This window comes from Streptosporangium sp. NPDC049248 (assembly GCF_040678965.1).
Classification (GTDB): Bacteria; Actinomycetota; Actinomycetes; order Streptosporangiales; family Streptosporangiaceae; genus Streptosporangium; species Streptosporangium fukuiense.
On the sequence record NZ_JBFAQY010000013.1, the window covers coordinates 123,825 to 142,228 of the forward strand.

The 18,404-nt window shown below is 71.9% G+C and carries 14 protein-coding genes; 4 read left to right on the forward strand and 10 right to left on the reverse strand.

The features are described 5' to 3' along the window. Positions 1-99: 99 nt before the first annotated feature. The 4 genes from AB0K21_RS23935 to AB0K21_RS23950 all read right to left on the reverse strand — a co-directional run bounded on the left by AB0K21_RS23935 (position 100) and on the right by AB0K21_RS23950 (position 3,653). Positions 100-414: a WhiB family transcriptional regulator gene (locus AB0K21_RS23935; protein ID WP_012893126.1), complete on the reverse strand. Its 315-nt coding sequence runs from the start codon at positions 412-414 to the stop codon at positions 100-102. 106 nt (positions 415-520) lie between these two features. Continuing rightward, positions 521-1,468: a sucrase ferredoxin gene (locus tag AB0K21_RS23940; protein WP_364153259.1), complete on the reverse strand. Its 948-nt coding sequence runs from the start codon at positions 1,466-1,468 to the stop codon at positions 521-523. A 119-nt stretch (positions 1,469-1,587) separates the two neighbouring features. Next, positions 1,588-3,090, reverse strand: a complete 1,503-nt coding sequence (locus AB0K21_RS23945; RefSeq protein WP_343967433.1) for a glycerol-3-phosphate dehydrogenase/oxidase — start codon at positions 3,088-3,090, stop codon at positions 1,588-1,590. Further along, entirely contained in the window at positions 3,087-3,653 is a 567-nt protein-coding gene (locus AB0K21_RS23950) for a helix-turn-helix domain-containing protein (RefSeq protein WP_343967431.1), read from the reverse strand. The genes AB0K21_RS23945 and AB0K21_RS23950 overlap by 4 nt, the downstream gene beginning before the upstream one ends. A 46-nt stretch (positions 3,654-3,699) precedes the next feature. Between AB0K21_RS23950 and AB0K21_RS23955 the strand changes: the two genes are divergently transcribed. Next, on the forward strand, positions 3,700-5,283 hold the full coding sequence (locus AB0K21_RS23955; protein ID WP_364153371.1) for an FAD-binding oxidoreductase: 1,584 nt from the start codon (positions 3,700-3,702) through the stop codon (positions 5,281-5,283). Positions 5,284-5,369: 86 nt separating this feature from the next. Here AB0K21_RS23955 and AB0K21_RS23960 read toward each other — a convergent pair whose 3' ends face one another. Next, positions 5,370-5,780: a thioesterase family protein gene (locus tag AB0K21_RS23960; protein WP_364153263.1), complete on the reverse strand. Its 411-nt coding sequence runs from the start codon at positions 5,778-5,780 to the stop codon at positions 5,370-5,372. Between the two features lie 199 nt (positions 5,781-5,979). On the opposite strand from AB0K21_RS23960, the gene AB0K21_RS23965 reads away from it, so the two are divergent. Both AB0K21_RS23965 and AB0K21_RS23970 read left to right on the forward strand, forming a co-directional pair. Continuing rightward, the gene (locus AB0K21_RS23965; RefSeq protein ID WP_364153266.1) at positions 5,980-7,488 is read left to right on the forward strand and encodes a metallophosphoesterase; all 1,509 of its coding nucleotides are present in this window, start codon (positions 5,980-5,982) and stop codon (positions 7,486-7,488) included. A 39-nt stretch (positions 7,489-7,527) separates the two neighbouring features. Then, on the forward strand, positions 7,528-9,123 hold the full coding sequence (locus tag AB0K21_RS23970; RefSeq protein ID WP_343967425.1) for a bifunctional 3'-5' exonuclease/DNA polymerase: 1,596 nt from the start codon (positions 7,528-7,530) through the stop codon (positions 9,121-9,123). A 48-nt stretch (positions 9,124-9,171) separates the two neighbouring features. On the opposite strand, the gene AB0K21_RS23975 is transcribed toward AB0K21_RS23970, so the two are convergent. The 5 genes from AB0K21_RS23975 to AB0K21_RS23995 all read right to left on the reverse strand — a co-directional run bounded on the left by AB0K21_RS23975 (position 9,172) and on the right by AB0K21_RS23995 (position 16,638). Then, positions 9,172-10,533 carry an MFS transporter gene (locus AB0K21_RS23975; RefSeq protein WP_343967423.1) on the reverse strand — a complete coding sequence of 454 codons (1,362 nt, stop codon included), beginning with the start codon at positions 10,531-10,533 and terminating at the stop codon, positions 9,172-9,174. Between the two features lie 55 nt (positions 10,534-10,588). Beyond that, positions 10,589-12,667, reverse strand: coding sequence for a protein kinase (locus tag AB0K21_RS23980; RefSeq protein WP_364153270.1), 2,079 nt, complete (start codon positions 12,665-12,667; stop codon positions 10,589-10,591). Positions 12,668-12,891: 224 nt separating this feature from the next. Beyond that, positions 12,892-14,298, reverse strand: coding sequence for a DUF1116 domain-containing protein (locus tag AB0K21_RS23985; RefSeq protein ID WP_364153273.1), 1,407 nt, complete (start codon positions 14,296-14,298; stop codon positions 12,892-12,894). A 70-nt stretch (positions 14,299-14,368) separates the two neighbouring features. Next, positions 14,369-15,757 (reverse strand): FdrA family protein, encoded by a 1,389-nt coding sequence (locus AB0K21_RS23990; RefSeq protein WP_364153276.1) that lies wholly within the window; start codon positions 15,755-15,757, stop codon positions 14,369-14,371. Continuing rightward, positions 15,754-16,638 (reverse strand): DUF2877 domain-containing protein, encoded by an 885-nt coding sequence (locus AB0K21_RS23995; protein ID WP_364153279.1) that lies wholly within the window; start codon positions 16,636-16,638, stop codon positions 15,754-15,756. Before AB0K21_RS23995 ends, AB0K21_RS23990 begins: the two co-directional genes overlap by 4 nt. A gap of 191 nt (positions 16,639-16,829) precedes the next feature. Here AB0K21_RS23995 and AB0K21_RS24000 point away from each other — a divergent pair, with 191 nt between their 5' ends. Next, positions 16,830-18,392, forward strand: a complete 1,563-nt coding sequence (locus AB0K21_RS24000; RefSeq protein ID WP_364153282.1) for a PucR family transcriptional regulator ligand-binding domain-containing protein — start codon at positions 16,830-16,832, stop codon at positions 18,390-18,392. The last annotated feature ends 12 nt before the right edge of the window (positions 18,393-18,404 follow it).

Sequence of the window (18,404 nt, forward strand, 5' to 3'; positions counted from 1 at the left end):
GCTCCAGACGCCGCACGTGCGGGGCCCGACACGACAACGTGTGATCTCGCAGGGGGTGCGCGAGATCACACGTGAGGGGAAGCCGGGTGGAGGTACTGCTCAGGCGACGGCACTGATGCCGGCGCTGGCGGCGCGGCGCATACGACGGCGACGCTCGGAGGCGCGCTCGTCCTCGTTCAGACCGCCCCAGGTGCCGTACTTCTCCGGACGGGACAGCGCGTAGTCCAGGCACTCGGCGCGAACAGGGCACTGGGCGCAGATCGCCTTGGCCTTACGTTCGCGAATGTCACGCTCGGGCTGACGCTCACCGTCGGGACCGAAGAAGAGCACGAGGTCCTCGCCCCGGCACGCGGCGTCATCCTGCCATCCCCAGCTGGGCCGAGGCCGGGCGGTCTGCCGACGTACCTGAGACATGAGAAAACCACCTTATAGTTGAGAGGTATTTCTGGTTGATGCCGCATTTGGACGCTTGTGGCGTCCCTGGATCCAACGCCTGGATTGGCCGTGATGTTCCCTCAAGTCAGGTCAGCGCGGACGTGGCGTACAGCACAGGGGTCAGCCTGTCCAGCGCTACCAGCCGGTAGGTAGTGATCGTATCGGCGCAAGCCGTACCACATGGCGTTGTCAGCGTCATGGGTTCAACCACTACCCGAAAACGAGCGCCGCTACCGCGCACAAATGCCTCGGTGACGGCGCCGTCCGACCTGGAGGATTCCACGGCCACTCCGCCAACCGAGAGTTCACCCGTATGAATGCGGATGAAATGCTCAGCGGCCTGCAGTGGCTCAGGGATGCCTGCGCGTCCCCGGAAACGGTCAAGAATGATCTCGCCGGACCGGTACGCGTCGGCTGCCGCGATCGCAGCAGCCTGAGACATGCTGCCGTAGTAAAGCCCGTGTGGCAAGCACACGAGGTTGGCGGCGTATCGATCGCCGCCAACATGTGATGTTTCCCATACTGTGTCCGGCAATGATTTTGCCAGGGACCGAGCTAGGGGTAGTCCAATGCGGGCGCAGCACGCGTTGCGCTTGGCATGCGTGCAGACCAGAAAAACCGGCTCACTCACAAGTATGCAGGACTCCGGGACCACTCCGGCCACCACGCTGTCAAGGTCAAGATCGTCTGGACCTGCGAAGATGCCTTCGGCGATCCACGGCTCGACGGCGGTGGAGTCGGCGACCATGACGTGAATGCCGGTTTCCACGGGGTTTCTGCGACCCGGGCGGCGAATCAGCTGGGGCCGGATGCCGAGCCGCGTGGCCCGTTTGATAAGAGTGTGAACGCCCTCAGGAAGTTTGCAGTCCTCGAGGTGGGAGGCCCAGGGGCCGGAGTGTTCGATCAGCAGCCAGAAGCGGGCCCCGACGGTCGCGCTGGCGTGGACGGGCAGTTCGCCGGTATGGCACCCCCGGGGGTGCTCGCATCCCCTGGTCGCCATGTCCGCCATGCTCACGCCACCGCCCGTGATCACACTCTCTCCTTGCTCCGAGTTAGGCAAGACTAACCTAACGATCGAATCAGGGTGGCGCAGGGGGAAAAAGATCATAGGCGGGTAAAAGTGCGCCAGTGGTGTCAGTGGTGTCAGTGGTGTCAGTAGGCCAGTGCCGCGCGCGCCAGCGGGAGGGCGGCCTCGCGGTCGGAGGGGACGAGGCCGATCCTGGTCCGCCGGTCGAGGAGGTCGTCCACGTCCAGGGCGCCCTCGTGCCTGACCGCCCAGACGAGCTCGGCCCCCGTGACCCCGGTCGGACCGGCCTCGGCCAGCCAGGGCTCGCGGGCCATCAGCGCCCGCACGGCGCCCGCCTCGCTCCCGTACCGCTCCAGGAGCCGGTCCGTGCCCTTGCCGCCGCCCTCCGGCCGGACGGCCCCGACGAGGGGCAGGCTCGCGGTGCGGCTCCGGCCCGCGCTGAGCCCGCCGAGCGACACGGCCCGGTCGACCGCGTCCTCGGCCATCCGCCGATACGTGGTCAGTTTGCCGCCCACCACCGTCACCATCCCGTCCGGCGTGGCCAGTAGCGCGTGCTTCCTGGACAGGTCGGCGGTGTGGCCGCCGGCGGCGAGCAGCGGCCGCAGCCCCGCGTAGGTGCCCGCGACGTCCTCACGCCGTACCGGCTCCTCGAGCACGGAGTTCAGGACGGTGAGCAGGAAGGTCACGTCCTCCTCCGGCGCCTGTGGGACATCCGGGACGGGACCGTCCACCGGCTCGTCGGTGAGGCCGACGTAGATCCGTCCGTCGGGCTGGGGGAGCACCAGCGCGAACCGGTTGCTCGCGCCGGGGATCGGGATGTGCAGCCCCGCGGCCAGACCCGGCAGCGTCTCGGGTCGCAGCACCAGATGGGTGCCGCGTGAGGGGCGCATCCGGATGTCCGGGTGAAGCCCGGCGGCCCATACCCCGGTGGCGTTGACCACCGTTCTGGCCCGGATCGTGAAAGTGTCCCCGCCGAGTTCGTCGCGGACCAGCGCGCCCTCGCCGGACACCTCCAGCGCCCGGCAGCGCGTCAGCACCCTAGCCCCCCAGCGGGCGGCGGTCCTGGCCACGGAGACCACCAGGCGGGCGTCGTCGGTCAGCCGCCCGTCCCACGACAGCAGAGCGCCGCGCAGCCCGCGCGAACCCAGCGGGGAGGCGAGGGCGAGCGCCTGCTCGGCGGAGATGCGCAAGGGGCCGGGAAGGAGGTGGCGGGGCGTGTGCGCCGCGATCCGCAGCCCCTCGCCGAGCCGGTACCCGGTCATCACCAGCGCCGCCTGGCGGCGGGAGACCGCGGGGACCAGCGGCAGCAGGTAGGGCTGCGCCCTGACCAGATGCGGTGCGGTACGCCCGAGCAGGTGACCACGCTCCACCGCGCTCTCGTAGGCCACCCCGACCTGTCCTCTGGCCAGATAGCGGAGCCCGCCATGGATCATCTTGGAACTCCACCTGGAGGTACCGAACGCCAGGTCGTGGGCGTCGATCGCGGCCACGGAGAGACCTCGGGAGGCCGCGTCGAGCGCCGCCCCGGCACCGGTCGCGCCCAGCCCCACCACCAGCACGTCCACCACGAGGTCGCGGACCTCGGCGAGCTCGCGGGCGCGGCGGGCGGCATTGAGAGAGGATTTCACCGTCTTAGGTACCTTTCCAGGAGCGTGGCGAGCTCGGCGTCCAGATCGTCCCTGGTGAGCGGGTTCAGCATGGTGGGGCCGGAGAGCAGGAACGACTGGGCCGTCAGCAGCACGCCCCTGGCCAGCCTCACCGCGTCACCGGGGCGCACGGTGCCGAGGTCCTGCCCTGCGGTGATCGCCGACTCGACGAGGCCCAGCATGGCCTCATGGCTTGAGCCCCGGCGATCCAGCAGGTAAGGCAGGAGCAGCTCGGGGTCGACCTCGACGATCTTCCGCCAGAGCGGATGGTCGCGCAGCGCCCGCACCACCGCCACCGCCGCGGTGACCGGGTCCTCGGTGGCGAACCGGCCGGCCACGCGCACCCACTCGCGAGTCATCAGGTCGGCGACGAGAGTGCGCATGTCGGGCCAGTGGCGGTAGATCGTCATGCGTGACACCCCGGCCCGGCGTGCCACGTCGGTGAGCGTGGCTCGCCGCACCCCCACCGCGAGGACCACCTCGCGGGCGGCGTCGAGGATCTGGTCGCCGCTCTCCGCGGCCGCGTTGTGACGGATGGACGTCATATGTCACAGTGTAGGGGTGGAAAAACCGACGAGTGCCGCGGAACCCATGCTCTGGTCCGGCTGGGGGGATCCCGCCAAGGCCGCCGACCTGCCGGAACCGATTCGCAAGCTGCTCCACGAGGTGCTGGGCGTGCGCCCGCCTCGGGGCCGGGCCGCCGACTTCGGCGAGGTGCGCCTGCCCGCCGTGGCCCTGTCACCGCTGGTTCTCACCGAGTTGCGCGGTGTCGTCGGCGCCGACCACGTGCGCTTCGACGACGACGCCCGCATCCGGCACACCCGCGGCAAGTCCACCCCCGACCTGCTGCGCATGCGCGCCGGAGACGGCTCCGACGCGCCCGACGCCGTGGTGCTGCCCGGCTCCCACGAGGAGGTGCTGGCGGTGCTGGCGACCTGTGCCGCGCACCGGGTCGCGGTGGTCCCCTTCGGCGGCGGCACCTCCGTGGTCGGCGGCCTGGTCGCGTCCAGGCAGGGCTTCGCCGGTGTCGTCGCGCTGGATCTGGCCCGGCTGAACCGGCTGGTCGCCGTCGACCGCGAGTCGATGGTCGCCGAGATGGAACCGGGGCTGCGCGCCCCGCAGGCCGAGCAGCTTCTGGCTGGGCACGGGCTCACCCTAGGACACTTCCCGCAGTCGTTCGAGTACGCCACGCTGGGCGGTTTCGCCGCCGCCCGCTCCAGCGGCCAGGCCTCGGCCGGCTACGGCCGCTTCGACGACATGGTCGTCGGCATGACCGTGGCGACTCCGCGGGGCACCCTCGACCTGGGCCGGGCGCCCGCCTCGGCCGCCGGGCCCGACCTGCGCCAGGTGATCCTCGGATCGGAGGGGGCCTTCGGCGTGATCACCTCCCTGAGACTCCGCGTCCGGCCGGCGCCCGCCGAGCGCGTCTACGAGGGATGGCGGTTCGAGTCGTTCGCGGCGGGCTCGGCCGCGCTGCGGCGCCTGGTCCAGGAGGGCGCCGTGCCCACGGTGCTGCGCCTGTCCGACGAGACCGAGACGATGATCGGGCTGGCCAGGCCGAGTGAGATCGGCGCCCCGTCCGCCGGCGCGGGCTGCCTGGCCATCGCCGGGTACGAGGGCTTCTCGGAGGTGCCCGCCCTGAGGGAACGGGTCGCCGCCGTGGCGTCCGGGCTCGGCGGCGTCTACCTCGGTCCCGGCCCCGGCGAGTCGTGGGCCCACGGGCGCTACTCCGCGCCCTACCTGCGCGACTCGCTGCTCGCCGCCGGGGCGACCGTCGAGACGCTGGAGACCGCCGGATTCTGGTCCAACCTGCCCCGCCTGTACGAGGCCGTGCGGCTCTCGCTGCACGCCTCGCTCGGCTCACCACTGGTGATGTGTCACATCTCCCACGTGTACGGCACCGGCGCCTCTCTCTACTTCACGGTCGTCACGGCGCAGGCCGACGACCCCGTCGGGCAGTGGGAGGCGGCCAAGCGGTCGGTCAACGAGGCGATCGTCACGGCCGGAGGCACCATCTCGCACCACCACGGCGTCGGCCGCGACCACCGGGAGGCCCACGCGTTCGAGATCGGCGACCTGGGTGTGGAGATCCTGCGCGGGATCAAGGACCGGCTCGACCCCGGGGGCATCCTCAATCCGGGTGTCCTGGTCGCCCCGGAGAAGTCCGTCTCCTGAGGCCTGCTCCTTTGGGACCCGTTTACCGGCGGGTCTCTCGTTTTCCGCCTTCCGCCTTCCGCCTTCCGGCGGGGGCGGGAACGAGGTCAACCGGCGACCACCAGCTTCTCCATGGCCTCGCGGAGCGGCCCGGGGATTCCGGTGGGCCGCCGGGTCTCCCGGTCGACGAACACGTGGACGAAGTGGCCCTCGGCCACGACCGTCTCGCCGTCCGCGCGAAACAGCCCGAGCTCGTAGCGGACGCTGGAACGGCCCAGGTGCCCGATCCGCAGCCCGACCCGGACGGGTTCGGGAAAGGAGACCGAGGCCCTGTAGACGCAGTGCGACTCGACGCACAGGCCGATGGCGTCGCCGTCGTGGATGTCCAGACCCGCGCTCCTGATCAGCCAGGTGTTGACCACGGTGTCCATCATCGAGTAGTGGACGGCGTTGTTGACGTGGCCGTAGACGTCGTTGTCCTTCCACCTGGTCGGAACGGTCTCCCAGTAGGCGTACACGGTGGAACTGTATTCCAGAGATCGGCGCGGGGACGACCCGCTCCCCGTGGGGTCCCGGCGGCAAGGGGGAATCGCCTGATCGTTCCTCACCCGGGACCCGGACGGCGGGCCCGTCCTCATCCGCTTCGGGTATGGATCGCCCTCCTTTGTTGACGGTGATTCGGGTGCGACTCCTTAAGATCATTGCCAAGATATGGTCATGGTCGATGTCGGACGGGCGGCGCAGCGCGGGCGTGAGGTCTCCTCCCGGGTGTCCAAGGAGGGTGCGGGCTGGTCCTGCACGCGCAGGGGGACCTTCGAGGACCTGCTGCCCAGCCGGGAGCCCTTCTCCTGGCTCGACGTGCGTACGGTCTGGCGCTCCAGGAACGAGGTCCTCGCGGCCCTGTTCGGAGACCCGTCGGGGCAGGTACGGGCGCGCTGGGTGGCGTCCCAGCGGGCCCGGGGCGCCGACCCCTCCTTCCGCATCCCGATGGACGTCGGTCCCGAGTTCTCCTTCCTGGTCCTCGGTGACACCGGGGAGGGCGACTCCTCGCAGTACGCCGTGGTGCCGGGCATGCTCAGGATCGGCGAGGACACCGCCTTCGCGGTCGTCGCCAGTGACGTGATCTATCCCACGGGTTCGGGGAACGAGTACGAGGACAAGTTCTTCCGCCCCTACCAGGACTACCGGGCGCCGATCTACGCGATCCCCGGCAACCACGACTGGTACGACGGGCTCGGCGGCTTCATGCGCGTCTTCTGTGACGCCCCGTCGCTGGAGGCGGAGGGCGAGGGGTTCAAGCCGTCGCCCTCCGGGCTGCGCGGCCTGCTCTGGCGCAGGCCCGAGAAGATCGACGAGGCCAGGCTGGCCAGGGCGCGCGAGCGGCGGTCGAAGCCCGAGCAGCAGGCCGCGCAGCCGGCCCCCTACTGGGCGATGGAGACCCCCGGGCTGCTCATCGTCGGCGTGGACACCGGGATACGCGGCGACATCGACGCCGAGCAGGCCGACTGGCTGCGCGAGGTCTCCCGCGACCCCAGGCCCAAGGTGCTGATCACCGGAAAGCCCATCTACACCCGCAACGACTACAAACCGTCGAAGCTGGCCGGGGGCGGCACCATCGACGACATCGTCACCGACCCCGCGCACAACTACGTCGCGGCGATAGGCGGCGACGTGCACAACTACCAGCGCTTCCCGATCAGGGTCGGGGAGCGGACCATCCAGTACATCGTGGCGGGCGGCTCGGGGGCCTTCATGCACGCCACCCACACCACCCCCAGGGTCACCGTCGGCGGCCTGCACGAGGACGACTACCGGTGCTACCCGCTCCGCGGTGACTCGTTGTCCTTCTACAGCAGGCTCTACAGCGACCGGCTGCGCATGCGGTGGCTCTACCTCACGCCGGACGAGAGCGCGGCGCTGATGTCCCGGCAGATCGGCAACACCCCGGTGCGGGACATCCCGGCCGTGCCGATCACCCGGCGGATGAGATGGGCGGCCCGGATACTCGGCGGCTGGCCGATGCCGTTCCGGCTTCCGGTCGGCAGGGTGTTCCACCGCTACCTGTCGGAGCTGTCGGACTGGGACACCCCGCCGTTCTTCAAGAGCTTCCTGCATGTCTCGGTGACGCCCGAGGTCTTACGGATCCGCTGCTTCGCCGCCACCGGCTGCCTGCCGCAGGAGATCGAGCCCCCGCTCGAGGACGAGATCGTCATACCGCTCGTCTGACCCGGCCGGAATGTCGTATCGGCGTGGCACTGTTGGCGTATGAACGTGTCAGTCGCGGCCACTCCCGGCGGTGGGGGCGTGCTGCGCGTGGACGGCGAGTCCGCCGTGGCCGTCGCCGATCTGGTCTCGGCGGTCCGCGAGTTGGAGGCCCGGCGGCCACGCTGGGTCTGGGCCGACACGCGGGAGGTCTACCCCGCGTTGCTCGCCGCCGGCGTGCGGCTGGCGCGCTGCCACGACCTGGCGCTGACCGAGAGCCTGCTCCTGGCCCACGAGGAACGGTTCGGCGAGCCCCGCTCGGCCAGGGCCGCCCACGCCAGGCTGCACGGGCTCCCCGTGCCGGACGACCACCAGGGACCCCAGGCGCGACAGGCCACCCTTTTCGAGGAGGAGGCGCCGGCGCCCGACGCGGACCTGGTCGCCGAGGTCCACGCCGACCAACTGCGGCGCGTCGAGGCCACCGCGGACCCGCGGCGGTTCCGGCTGCTGGTCGCGGCGGAGTCGGCCGGGGCGCTGATCGCCGCGGAGATGGCCGCCGAGGGCATGCCCTGGCGCGAGGACGTGCACGACGAACTGCTGACGGACCTGCTCGGCCCGCGCCCGGTGCACGGCATGCGGCCGACCAAGCTCCAGGCATTGGCCGACCAGGTGACGGCGGCCTTCGGCACCCCGTTCAACCCCGACTCCCCGCAGCAGATCGTCAGGGCGTTCAAGGCGGCGGGCGTGCCCGTCTCCTCCACCAGGGCCCACGACATCAGACAGGTCGACCATCCCGGTGTCGCGCCCCTGCTCGCCTACAAGGAGATGGCCAGGTTCTACAGCTTCCACGGCTGGGCCTGGGCCGACCAGTGGGTCCGAGGCCACCGCTTCCGGCCGGAGTACGTGGTGGGCGGCGTGGTGACGGGCCGTTGGGCGACCAACGGCGGCGGCGCCCTGCAGATCCACAAGCTGATGCGCAAGGTCATCGTGGCCGACGACGGCTGGACACTGGTCGTCGCCGACGCGGCCCAGCTGGAACCGCGGGTGCTGGCCGCCATGGCCGGGGACGGCGGCCTGGCCAGGGCGGCCGGGCAGATCGACCTCTACCAGGCGCTGGCACAGGCGTTCGGTGGCGAGCGCGACAACGCCAAGATCGCCATGCTGTCGGCGATGTACGGGGGCACCAGTGGAGACGCGCCCAAGTTGCTGGCCGTGATGCGCCAGCGCTTTCCCCGCGCCTACCAGTTCGTGGAGGACGCCGCCCGCGCGGGGGAGGAGGGCAAGGTGGTCCGTTCCTGGCTGGGCCGCACCTCGCCGCCGCCCTCGGCCGGCTGGCGAAAGCTGGTCTCGGGTCCCGAGGGAGGCCGCGCGGCCCGCGACCGCGGCCGGTTCACCAGAAATTTCGTGGTCCAGGCGACCGCGGCCGAGTGGGCGCTCGCGCTGATGGCGGTGCTGCGCGGCCTGCTGCCCGACCCGGCCAGGCTGGTGTTCTTCCAGCACGACGAGGTGATGGTGCACTGCCCGGCCGAGCAGGCCGACGAGGTCGTCGCGGCGGTCGGCAGGGCGGCGGAGGAGGCGAGCCGGCTGCTGTTCGGATCGACTCCCGTCCGCTTCCCGATGCAGGCGGTCCCGGTGCGCTGCTACGCCGACGCCAAGTGAGCTCCGCCCGGCGGGCATGCCGGTGGAAGAACGACTGGAAACGCCTGCTCAGGGCCTGCTCAAGGCCAGCCAGGCGCCGGTGATCGTCACCATGACCGCGACGGCCGCGCCGAGCACGCCGTACGACAGGCTGCCGACGATCACCCCGGCGACCACGGTGCCGGTCGCGCCGCAGAGGTTCGTCAGCAGGTCCGACAGACCCTGTACGGCGGTGCGGTGTGCCGGCGGCACCGCCTCACTGAGCATCGCCGAACCGGAGATCAGCCCGCAGGACCAGCCGAGGCCGAGCAGTACCAGCCCGGCGCTGATCCGCGTGACGTCGTGCGCCTCGGCCCCGCCCGTGAGGACGGCGGAGGTCAGCAGCAGGCCCATGCCCAGCACCAGCACCGGTGTCCGCCCGGCCCGGTCGGCCAGCCAGCCGACCACGGGGGACAGCACGTACATGCCCGCGATGTGCAGGCTGATCACGATGCCGATGACCGTGTACGTCGAGCCGCCGTGGTCGAGGTGGACCGGGGTCATCGACATGATCGACACCATGGCGGTGTGGCTGACCGCGATCGCGGCCAGCGCGCGTCCCGCCAGGGGTGTCTCACGCAGTACCCGCCAGGCGGCGCGGAACGTGCCTTTGCCCTGTCGCGAGGCCGTGGCCGGGGGCGAGGGGGCAGAGGTGTGAGGCGTCGCGGTCTGCCGTCCCTCGTCCGGACGCTCTCCGGGGACGGACGACGCGGCGTCCGGGGGCGGGGACGCGGAGCGGGCCAGGAGCAGGGGGTCCGGGCGCAGGGCGAGGAGGATGACGCCGAGGGTGATCGTGAAGCTCAGCAGGGCGAGGGCGAACGGGCCGCTGCCCGCCGCCAGGCCGAGCCCGGCACTGAACCGCTCGGCGGGTCCCGCCAGGTTCGGGCCGGCGACCGCCCCGATGGTGGTGGCCCACACCACCAGCGACAGGTGCCGGGCCGAGTGCCCCGGCGCCGACAGGTCGGTCGCGGCGTAGCGGGAGGCCAGGTTGCCCGCGCTGGCCGCGCCGAACAGCACCAGCCCGGCCAGCAGCAGCGGCCACGAACCCATGGCGACGGCGAGCAGCGAGACCAGGCAGCCGAGCAGGGCGCACCCGTAGGCCAGGGTGAGCCCGGCCCGCCGGCCACCCCGGCCGGACGATCTGGCGGTGGGCAGTGCCAGCAGCGCGGCGCCCAGTACCGTCGCGGTCCCGGCCAGTCCGCTGAGCGTCGTGGAGCCGGAGAGCTCCTGCACGGTCACCGAACTGAAGCTGAGTCCCACGGCGACCCCGATCCCGCCGCTGATCTGGGCGGTGGAAAGGACGGCGAGCGTTCGCCGCTGTACCGTGGCGATCCGCGCACCGCCGTCACCGCGGGCACCGGAGATGTCGGGGGGCGTGGTATCGGCGGTCACGAGTGAAGTCTGCCATCACTCGTGACCGGACCGGGAGACCGTCTCGCGGGCGGGCTCAGTCGGCGGAGGTGAAGGTGGCGAAGAAGGTGCCCAGGATCTCCGAGTTCTTCTCCCAGTCGAGATCCTGCACCCTGAACGTGATCTGGTAGGCGGTCTGGCCGTTGACGGCGACGTAGCGTGTCAGCCCGTGCATCGGAACGCCGTTGGGCTGGACGTAGGTGTACTCCCAGTCCGCGGCCTTCCAGCTGCGATAGTTCACCACCGTCACGCCTACCTCGGTGTATTCGTCCAGGCCCTTCTTGCTCGCCTTGCCGAGTGCCGCCACCGGGTCCTCGACCGGCACCTCGACGACGACGATGTTCCGCCCGCCGCCCTTCGGCCCGGAGAAGGTGACGGTTCCCTTGGAGTCGGCCTTCACGGTCCAGTCGCCCGGCACCGCGCCGGAGACCCCGGCGGCGCTCGCCAGTTTGAAGCCGTCGGGGATCTCCTCGTCGGACCCGGAGGACGTCCCCGGGTCGGCGGGTGCGGAGATCGCCGCCGAGGGGCCCGTGGAGTTCGCGGTGCCGGAGTCGTCGCCGGGCAGGAAGACGATGAGCCCGGCGACCACGATGGCCAGCACGCCGCCCCCGCCGAGCATCAGCAGACGGCTGTCGGGGCCGCTGCCGCGCGACCGGCCGCCCTCGCGCTCCGGGGCGCGGCGCGTGCCCGCGCGTGTCCCGGCCCTGCCGGGTGAGGTCAGGGCCTGGGAGTTCCGTACGGCGTCGGAGGTGGGCTGCTCCTGCGGGGCCGGGGTGGGCCCCGGGATCGGCCAGAGTGCGGCCCCGCCCCGCCCGTCGCGCGGCGGTGCGGACGGCGGGACGCCGGGGAGGTCGCCGGAGAAGCTGGTCAGCGCGTCGAACGGGTTGCCGTCAGGTCCGGTCGCCGGGATGCGCAGTGCGTCGTACCCGCGCTGGTGCCCGCCGCTCTGCGGGGTCCTGGGGGACGAGGAGTGCCCGGGGAGGGAGAGCAGGTCCGCGCGGTGGCCCCCGCTCGGGCCGGCGAGTGCGTCGTAGGGGAGCGCGTGGCCACCCGAGGAGTCGGCGGCCGGGTCGTAGGGCACCCGGATCGGGCCGGAGGGCGTCTCGATGATCCGGGAGGGCATCGGCCCCGAGGGCACGTCCAGCGGGGGCATCAGGTGCATCGGAATGGAGTCGCCGGGGACCGGCATCGACGAGGGCGACGGAGTGGGCGTGCGGTTCGGGGTGCTGGAGCCGTGGCTGCGCAGCACCCGGTCCAGTAGGTCCGACACCTGGGCGGCGCTCATCCGGTCGGCGGGGTTCTTGCGGAGCAGGCCCTCGATGACGGTGATCAGGGCGCCGGCCCGCTGGGGGCGGTTGGGTTCCTGGGTGAGGATCGCGCCGAGCACGGCCACCGCGTCAGGACCCTCGTAGGGGGGCCGGCCCTCGACCGCCGCGTAGAGCGTGGCACCGAAGGACCACAGGTCGGAGGATTGAGTGACCTGCTGGCCGGACAGCCGCTCCGGCGGGATGTAGGCGGGGGAGCCCATCAGCAGGCCGGTCTGGGTGATCGTGACGTCGCCCTCTATCGCGGCGATGCCGAAGTCGGTGAGCACCACTCGGTCGGAGGTCAGCAACACGTTGCCGGGTTTGACGTCGCGGTGCATGATTCCGGCGGCGTGGGCGTGGCGGAGCGCGTCGAGCACCCGGATGCCGATCTCGGCGGCCTGGACCACCGGCAGTGGTCCGCTCTGCCGTACGGCCTGCTCAAGCGACCAGGCGCGGACCAGCTCCATCACGATCCAGGGGCGGCCGTCCTCCTCGACGACGTCATGGACCGTGACGATGCCTGGATGGCTGAGCCGGGCCGCCGAGCGGGCCTCGCGGAGCATCCGCCGGTGCGCGCCCTGCTTGCCCGCGTGGTCGAGCCCGTAGGGGAGGATCAGCTCCTTGACCGCGACGTCCCGGTCGAGCAGGACGTCGTGGGCGTGCCACACCATGCCCATCCCGCCACGGCCCACCGGTGACACCAGGCGGTAGCGCCTGCCCACCAGCCTGCCCTGGCCCTCCGGTGTGGCTCCGGCGAAATCGCCCCCCTCAGGCCCCTGGGGGTTTCTCCCGAGCAAGCGATCGGTCATCGTACCCCGTTCCCCACAACCAGCCCTTTTTGTTAAGGCTGGACACGATATCGGGATGTCATTCGGTAACGGAAGTTGGCCTGCGGAGAAAGCGCGCGACGGCATTTGTCGGTGATCGGTGTTCTTTGGAGCACTGAGCCGGTGTCCGCGCCCTGACGTCGCCGAATGCTACCGGCGAGTGGGTGAATTGTCAGCTTCGCCCGTTCCTAATAGCCAACGGATCGCTAAACCGATCCGTTTCCATGATCGACCGCCTCGGCCAGCGCGGCCAGCGCCGTGGTGAAAGCCGAGGCGGGCGGGCTGACCAGACCCGCGCCGACCTGTCCGGTCCCCGCGACCCGGCCGGCGATGCCGGTGTTCACGGTGGGCAGCAGGCCCGTCCTGGCGACCAGCGTGACATCGACGCCGACCGGCGTGCCCCGGAAGTCCAGCCCCGGGATCTGGTACGCGGGATGCTCGGCCAGAGTGATCTCGTACATGGAGCGGGTGGCCGCCATCGCGTCCGAGACGTCACCGCCGACGAACCGCACGATCGCCGGGGCCGCGGCCATCGCGAAGCCTCCCAGGCCGGCCGTCTCGGTGATCGTGGAGTCGCCGATGTCGGGATTGGCGTCGTCCGGACCGTACGCGCCGAGGTAGAGACCGTCCGGCACGCCCGCGGGGCCGGTGAACCAGCGATCACCCAGCCCGGAGACCTGGACCCCGAAGTCCGTGCCGTTGCGTGCCATCGCGACGACCATCGTGGAGCCGGGGACGTTCCGCGCGGCGTCCGCGCTGACCTTGCACGCGGCCATGCCCGCGTTGAGGAAGAAGTGGTCGTTGCCGTTGATGAAGCGGAGCACCTCGGCGGCGTGGCCGGGAGCGGCCTCCGCCACCTCGGGAGCCAGTTCGCGGACCAGCAGCGAGGTGGCGGCACGGTTGCGGTTGTGCAGTTCGTCGCCCATCTGCAGTGCCTGCGCGGTCAGCGCCCGCAGGTCCAGCGGGCCGCTCCGCTCCAGGGTGGCCTGGAGCGCGGGGCCGAGCACCTCGGCCATCCAGCGCAGTCGCCTCAGCACCTCCGGGCCGTACGCGCCGTAGCGCAGCACCTTGCCCAGCCCTTCGTTGAGCGAGCAGTAGGCGGTACCGCCGTGCTCGGCGTCACGAACCTCGAACATCCACATCGACGAGGTGACCACGCCCGCCATCGGCCCGACGGTCCGGTGGTGATGGCAGGAGTCCAGCCGCGCCTGCCCGCGGGCCAGCCGTTCCTCGGCGTCGGCGGCGTCGGCGGCCAGCCCTTCCAGCAGCATCGCCCCGATGAGCGCGCCCCGCATCGGACCCGACGCCCGTTCCCACTCGATCGGCGGCCCCGCGTGCAGGAACGTGCCCTTCGGCAGGTCGAGCACCTCGTGCGCGGGCCGCACCCCGACGAGCTGCGGCCGGGCGGAGACCAGGCGGCCCACGGCCGTCTCGTTGGCGCGGCCCCTGCGCGGGTCGGTCAGCACCCGGGCCAGGTCGGCCTCGGTGCCGGGCATCGGCGGGCGCCAGTCCACCCGCGTCCGAGGGACGGCCTGGAAGTCCAGCGCCTCGCCGAGCAGGTCGGCCCCCACCGTGATCACTTCCGGCTCGCCGGAAAGCATGGTCAGCGTCATGCGTCAACTCCTGAGCGAAGAGCGGTGACGGCCGGGGGGAGAGCGGCCGATCCCCGGCGTCCGACGGCGGTCAACGAGCGATCCCGGCGGCGACCTCCGCGGCGTGTCCCGCGGCCTGGGCGTTGGAGGTGAACACCGCGGCGCCCGCCGCGTTCAGGGCCTCGGCCTGCGCGTTCAGCCCCTGCGGGTCGCCCTCGGAACCGACCAGCGCGACGATCACCGTGACACCTCGCGCGGCGGCCCCGGTGATCGCCGGCGCGAGCGTCGCGGCGGGATCGGGGTCGGCACCGTGGCCGAGGACCACGTCGAGCAGGACGACCTCGCCCGGCGGCACCTCGGCCAGGGCCTCCAGGCGGAGCGTCGGGTCGATCATCGGGTGGGCCCGGCCGACCGTGTAGGCGTCGTCGCCGAAGTCGGTGAACTCCCCGCTCCCGGTGATCAGCCGCGCCTCCACGCAGAGCGTCCCACCCGAGTAGATGCCGCGCAGACTTCCCGCGTGCTCCCCCGTCGTGCCGGGGGCGGGCCAGGACGGCCAGGCGGGGACCGGGGCGCCGAGGGCGCGCAGAGCGGTCTCGGTCGCCGCGGTCAGGTCGTCCTGGCCGGGGCCGAGCAGGGCGGTCACGACCGGAGTGCCGAGCTTCGCGACGGTCTCGGCGACGGCCCGCGCGACCTCGGGTGCGGGAGGCTTGGAGATCAGGACGATCAGCTCGGTCGCGGGGTCGGCGTCGAGGGCCTCCAGGGCGCACAGGGTGGACAGCCCGCCCACGTCCGCGGACAGGTCACGGCCGCCCACCCCCAGCAGGTGGGAGATCCCCACTCCCGCGTGGTCCAGCAGGCAGGCCACCTGCTGCGCACCGGTCCCCGAGGCGGCCACCAGACCGACCGGGCCCGGCCGCAGGACGTTCGCGAATCCGAGACCGGCTCCGCCGATCACCGCGGTGCCACAGTCCGGACCCATGACCAGCACGCCGAGCTCGGCGGCACGTCGCTTGAGCAGTACCTCCTGTTCGACCGGCACGTTGTCGCTGAAGATCATCACAGACAGGCCGGCCTCGACCGCGTCCAGCGCCTCGGCGAACGCGTACGGCCCGGGCACCGAGACCAGGGCCAGCGTGGCGGCGCGCTCGCGGGCCGCGGCACGGACCGTGTGCGGGGGGTGCTCGACGGCGGCGCCGCCGGCCGGCATGGCGGAGAGTCCCGCCAGCAACCCGTCCAGTTCCGCGAGGGCGGCCTCCAGAGTGTCCGCCCCGCCGCCGCGCAGCGCGATCAGCAGGTCGGCGGGGCCGGCCTCGGGGAGGTCGAAACCCAGCTCGGCGGCGATCCCGAGGTTGAGTTCCGTGGCCATCGCCACCACCGCGACCTCCACACCGGGAAGCGCGGTCGCCGTCCGGCTGACCCGCATCAGGCTCACGGAGTCGTGGTAGACCCCGGTGCGCACCCGGACCACATCAGTGCTCAATTGCCCCTGCCTTCCAGATCGATCACCGCCGCGAGCCCGATGCGCAGCCCCCACGCCAGGTCGGCCCCCGAGGTGTGGCCCAGCTGGAGCAGGCGGTGGAGCGCCGACTCCAGGGACTGCCGCCCCGCCAGGCCCCGCAGCACGGCCAGGACCTCGCCGCTGGCCTCGCCCTTGGCGGCACAGTGCAACAGCGCCGCCGATATGGGGGTGGTCCTGCCCCGTACGTCGAAGGTGACGGCGGCGGCCAGCCAGTCGGCCAGCCAGACGGCACGATCGGCCCCCGTCGCGCCGCCCAGGTGGCGCAGCGCGACCAGCAGCCCCGCGAGCACGTCGTCACCGCTCGGCGTGAGCCCGGGGCCCAGACCGATTAGCTGCTCGGCGGCCACGACGCTTTTCAGCAGCGAGCCCTCGGCGCACCCCTGGGCCAGCAGATCGGCGGCACCGTTGCCCTCCAGCCCCGAACGCCTCGAAGAGCGCTCGCACAGCCCGGCCATCGCGGGCAGCGAGCGGACCAGCTCCGCCACCTTCACGGTGCCGAGCGGCGGGGCCGGGTTCCACCAGCGGTGGGCCCGCAGGCTGAGCCGCCCGACGTCGATCGAGCCGTCGCCGACGCACGCCTCGTCCCCCACCGCGACCTGAGGCATCGGGTCGCTGACCACCATGGCGTTGGGCAGGCGGGTGGCCTGCCCGGTCACCACCGCGATGACCTGTGGTTCCAGCTCGGTGCGTATCTCAAGGTAGACGCCGGCGGGGAAGGCCGCCAGCACCCGCGCCGGGCGGCGGGGCGCCTCAAGCACCTGGCGCAGAGTGGTGCTGGCCGCACCGGTCCCATGTGTCCGCACGTGTACGCGTCGCGCCTTTGGACGCGTTCCAACGCTCATGAGCGCTCCTCGGCAGGCCCCGTGGGTGTGAAGGTGCTCTCTCCAGCGGTTCGCTCGCTCACGGACTCCCCCCATCCATTGAGCCGTACGGTAGAACGGGCGTGGACGCAGGCCGTACGGATAAAGGTGCCAACAGTCAGCCCAAAGGTTGGCTCTTCCTGACAGACGGGTCTATCGGTCACAATCGCCTCATGGAACCTCCCGTACGGCCGGCGAGCACCGGAACGATCATTCACGGAGTCGCCGTCGGCGAGGTCCTCGGCGTCTCGACACTGGCGGGAGCCCGGCTGATCGCGGGAGAGCGGGGCCTGGACCGGGTGGTGCAGCGGCTCAACGTGATGGAGGTGCCCGACGTCCTGGCCTGGGTCAAGCCGCACGAGCTGCTGCTCACCACCGGCTACCCGCTGCGCAACACCCCCCAGTCGCTCGGCAGGCTGGTGGCCGACCTCGACGAGCGCGGTCTGGCCGCGCTGGCCATCAAGCTCGGCCGCTACCTCGACGAGCTGCCGGAGGAGATGGTGGAGCAGGCCGACCGGCTGGGCTTCCCGCTGATCCAGCTCCCCGACGACGTCGGCTTCGACGACATCCTCAACCAGGTGCTGACCGACATCCTCAACCGCCAGGCCGTCGTGCTGGCCAGGGCGGAGGAGGCGCACCGGGCGCTGGTCCAGGTCGTGCTCGCCGGGGGCGGGCTGCGCGAGGTGACGGCCGAGGTGGCGGGGCTGCTCGACGTGGGCGTGGCGGTGCTGGACGGGACGGGCCACGTGCTGGCCTCGGCCGGACCCGCCGAGCACGTGGCCGCGCTGCGCGGCGCCCCCGACTCCCGCCACACCTCGGTGCCGGTGGTGGCGGGCGGCCACCACCACGGCAGGATCGTCGCCTGCGGCGCCGTCGGCTCGATCGGTGACAGCGATGTCGGCATTCTGGAACGTGCCGCTACGGTCGCCGCGCTGGTGGTGACCCGGCAGGAGGCGGTCAACGCCGTCGAGAGCAAGTACCGCGCCGACTTCCTGCGCGACGTGCTCACCGGCAGGGCGGGAGGTTCCGAGCGGGTCTCCTCCCGGGCCAGGGCCTTCGGGTGGGACCTGCAGCGCCCGGTCACCGTGCTGGTGGCCGAGCTCGACCCGGAGGGTGACGAGCGCGCCGCCCAGGACCGGCTGGTCACCTGCTGGACCGGTGCGATGCGCCGCCACGACGCGCGCGGTGCGGTGGCGGGCTTCTCCCACGAGGTCGTCACCATCGTGGACGCGGCGGTCGACGCGGATCGCCTGGCCAAGGACGCCGCCGCGGCCTTCGCCGAGTGCCTGCCCGCCACCTTCTCCACCGGTGCCAGCCGTACCGCCGTCGGCGCCGAGGCGCTGCCCGAGGCGTACGGGCAGGCGCTGAAGGCCGCGCGGGTGGGCCGCCAGCTCCACGGCAACGGCGCGGTCGCGCACTTCGACCAGCTCGGCGTCTACCGGCTGCTCTCCCTGGTCAACGACACCGCCGAGCTGCACGCCTTCGTCCGTGAGACGCTCGGCTCGCTCGCCTCCGACGACGACGCCGAGAACGCCGACCTGCGCCGCACCCTGCAGGTGCTGCTGGAGACCAACCTCAACGTGGCCGAGACGGCACGCAGACTGCACTTCCACTACAACACGCTGCGCTACCGGATCGGCAAGCTGGAGCGCATGCTGGGCGGCTTCACCGAGGACGCCCACCTGCGGCTGAACCTCACCCTGGCCCTGCACGTCCTGCGGATGAGGGGGATCTGAGACCGGTGCTCC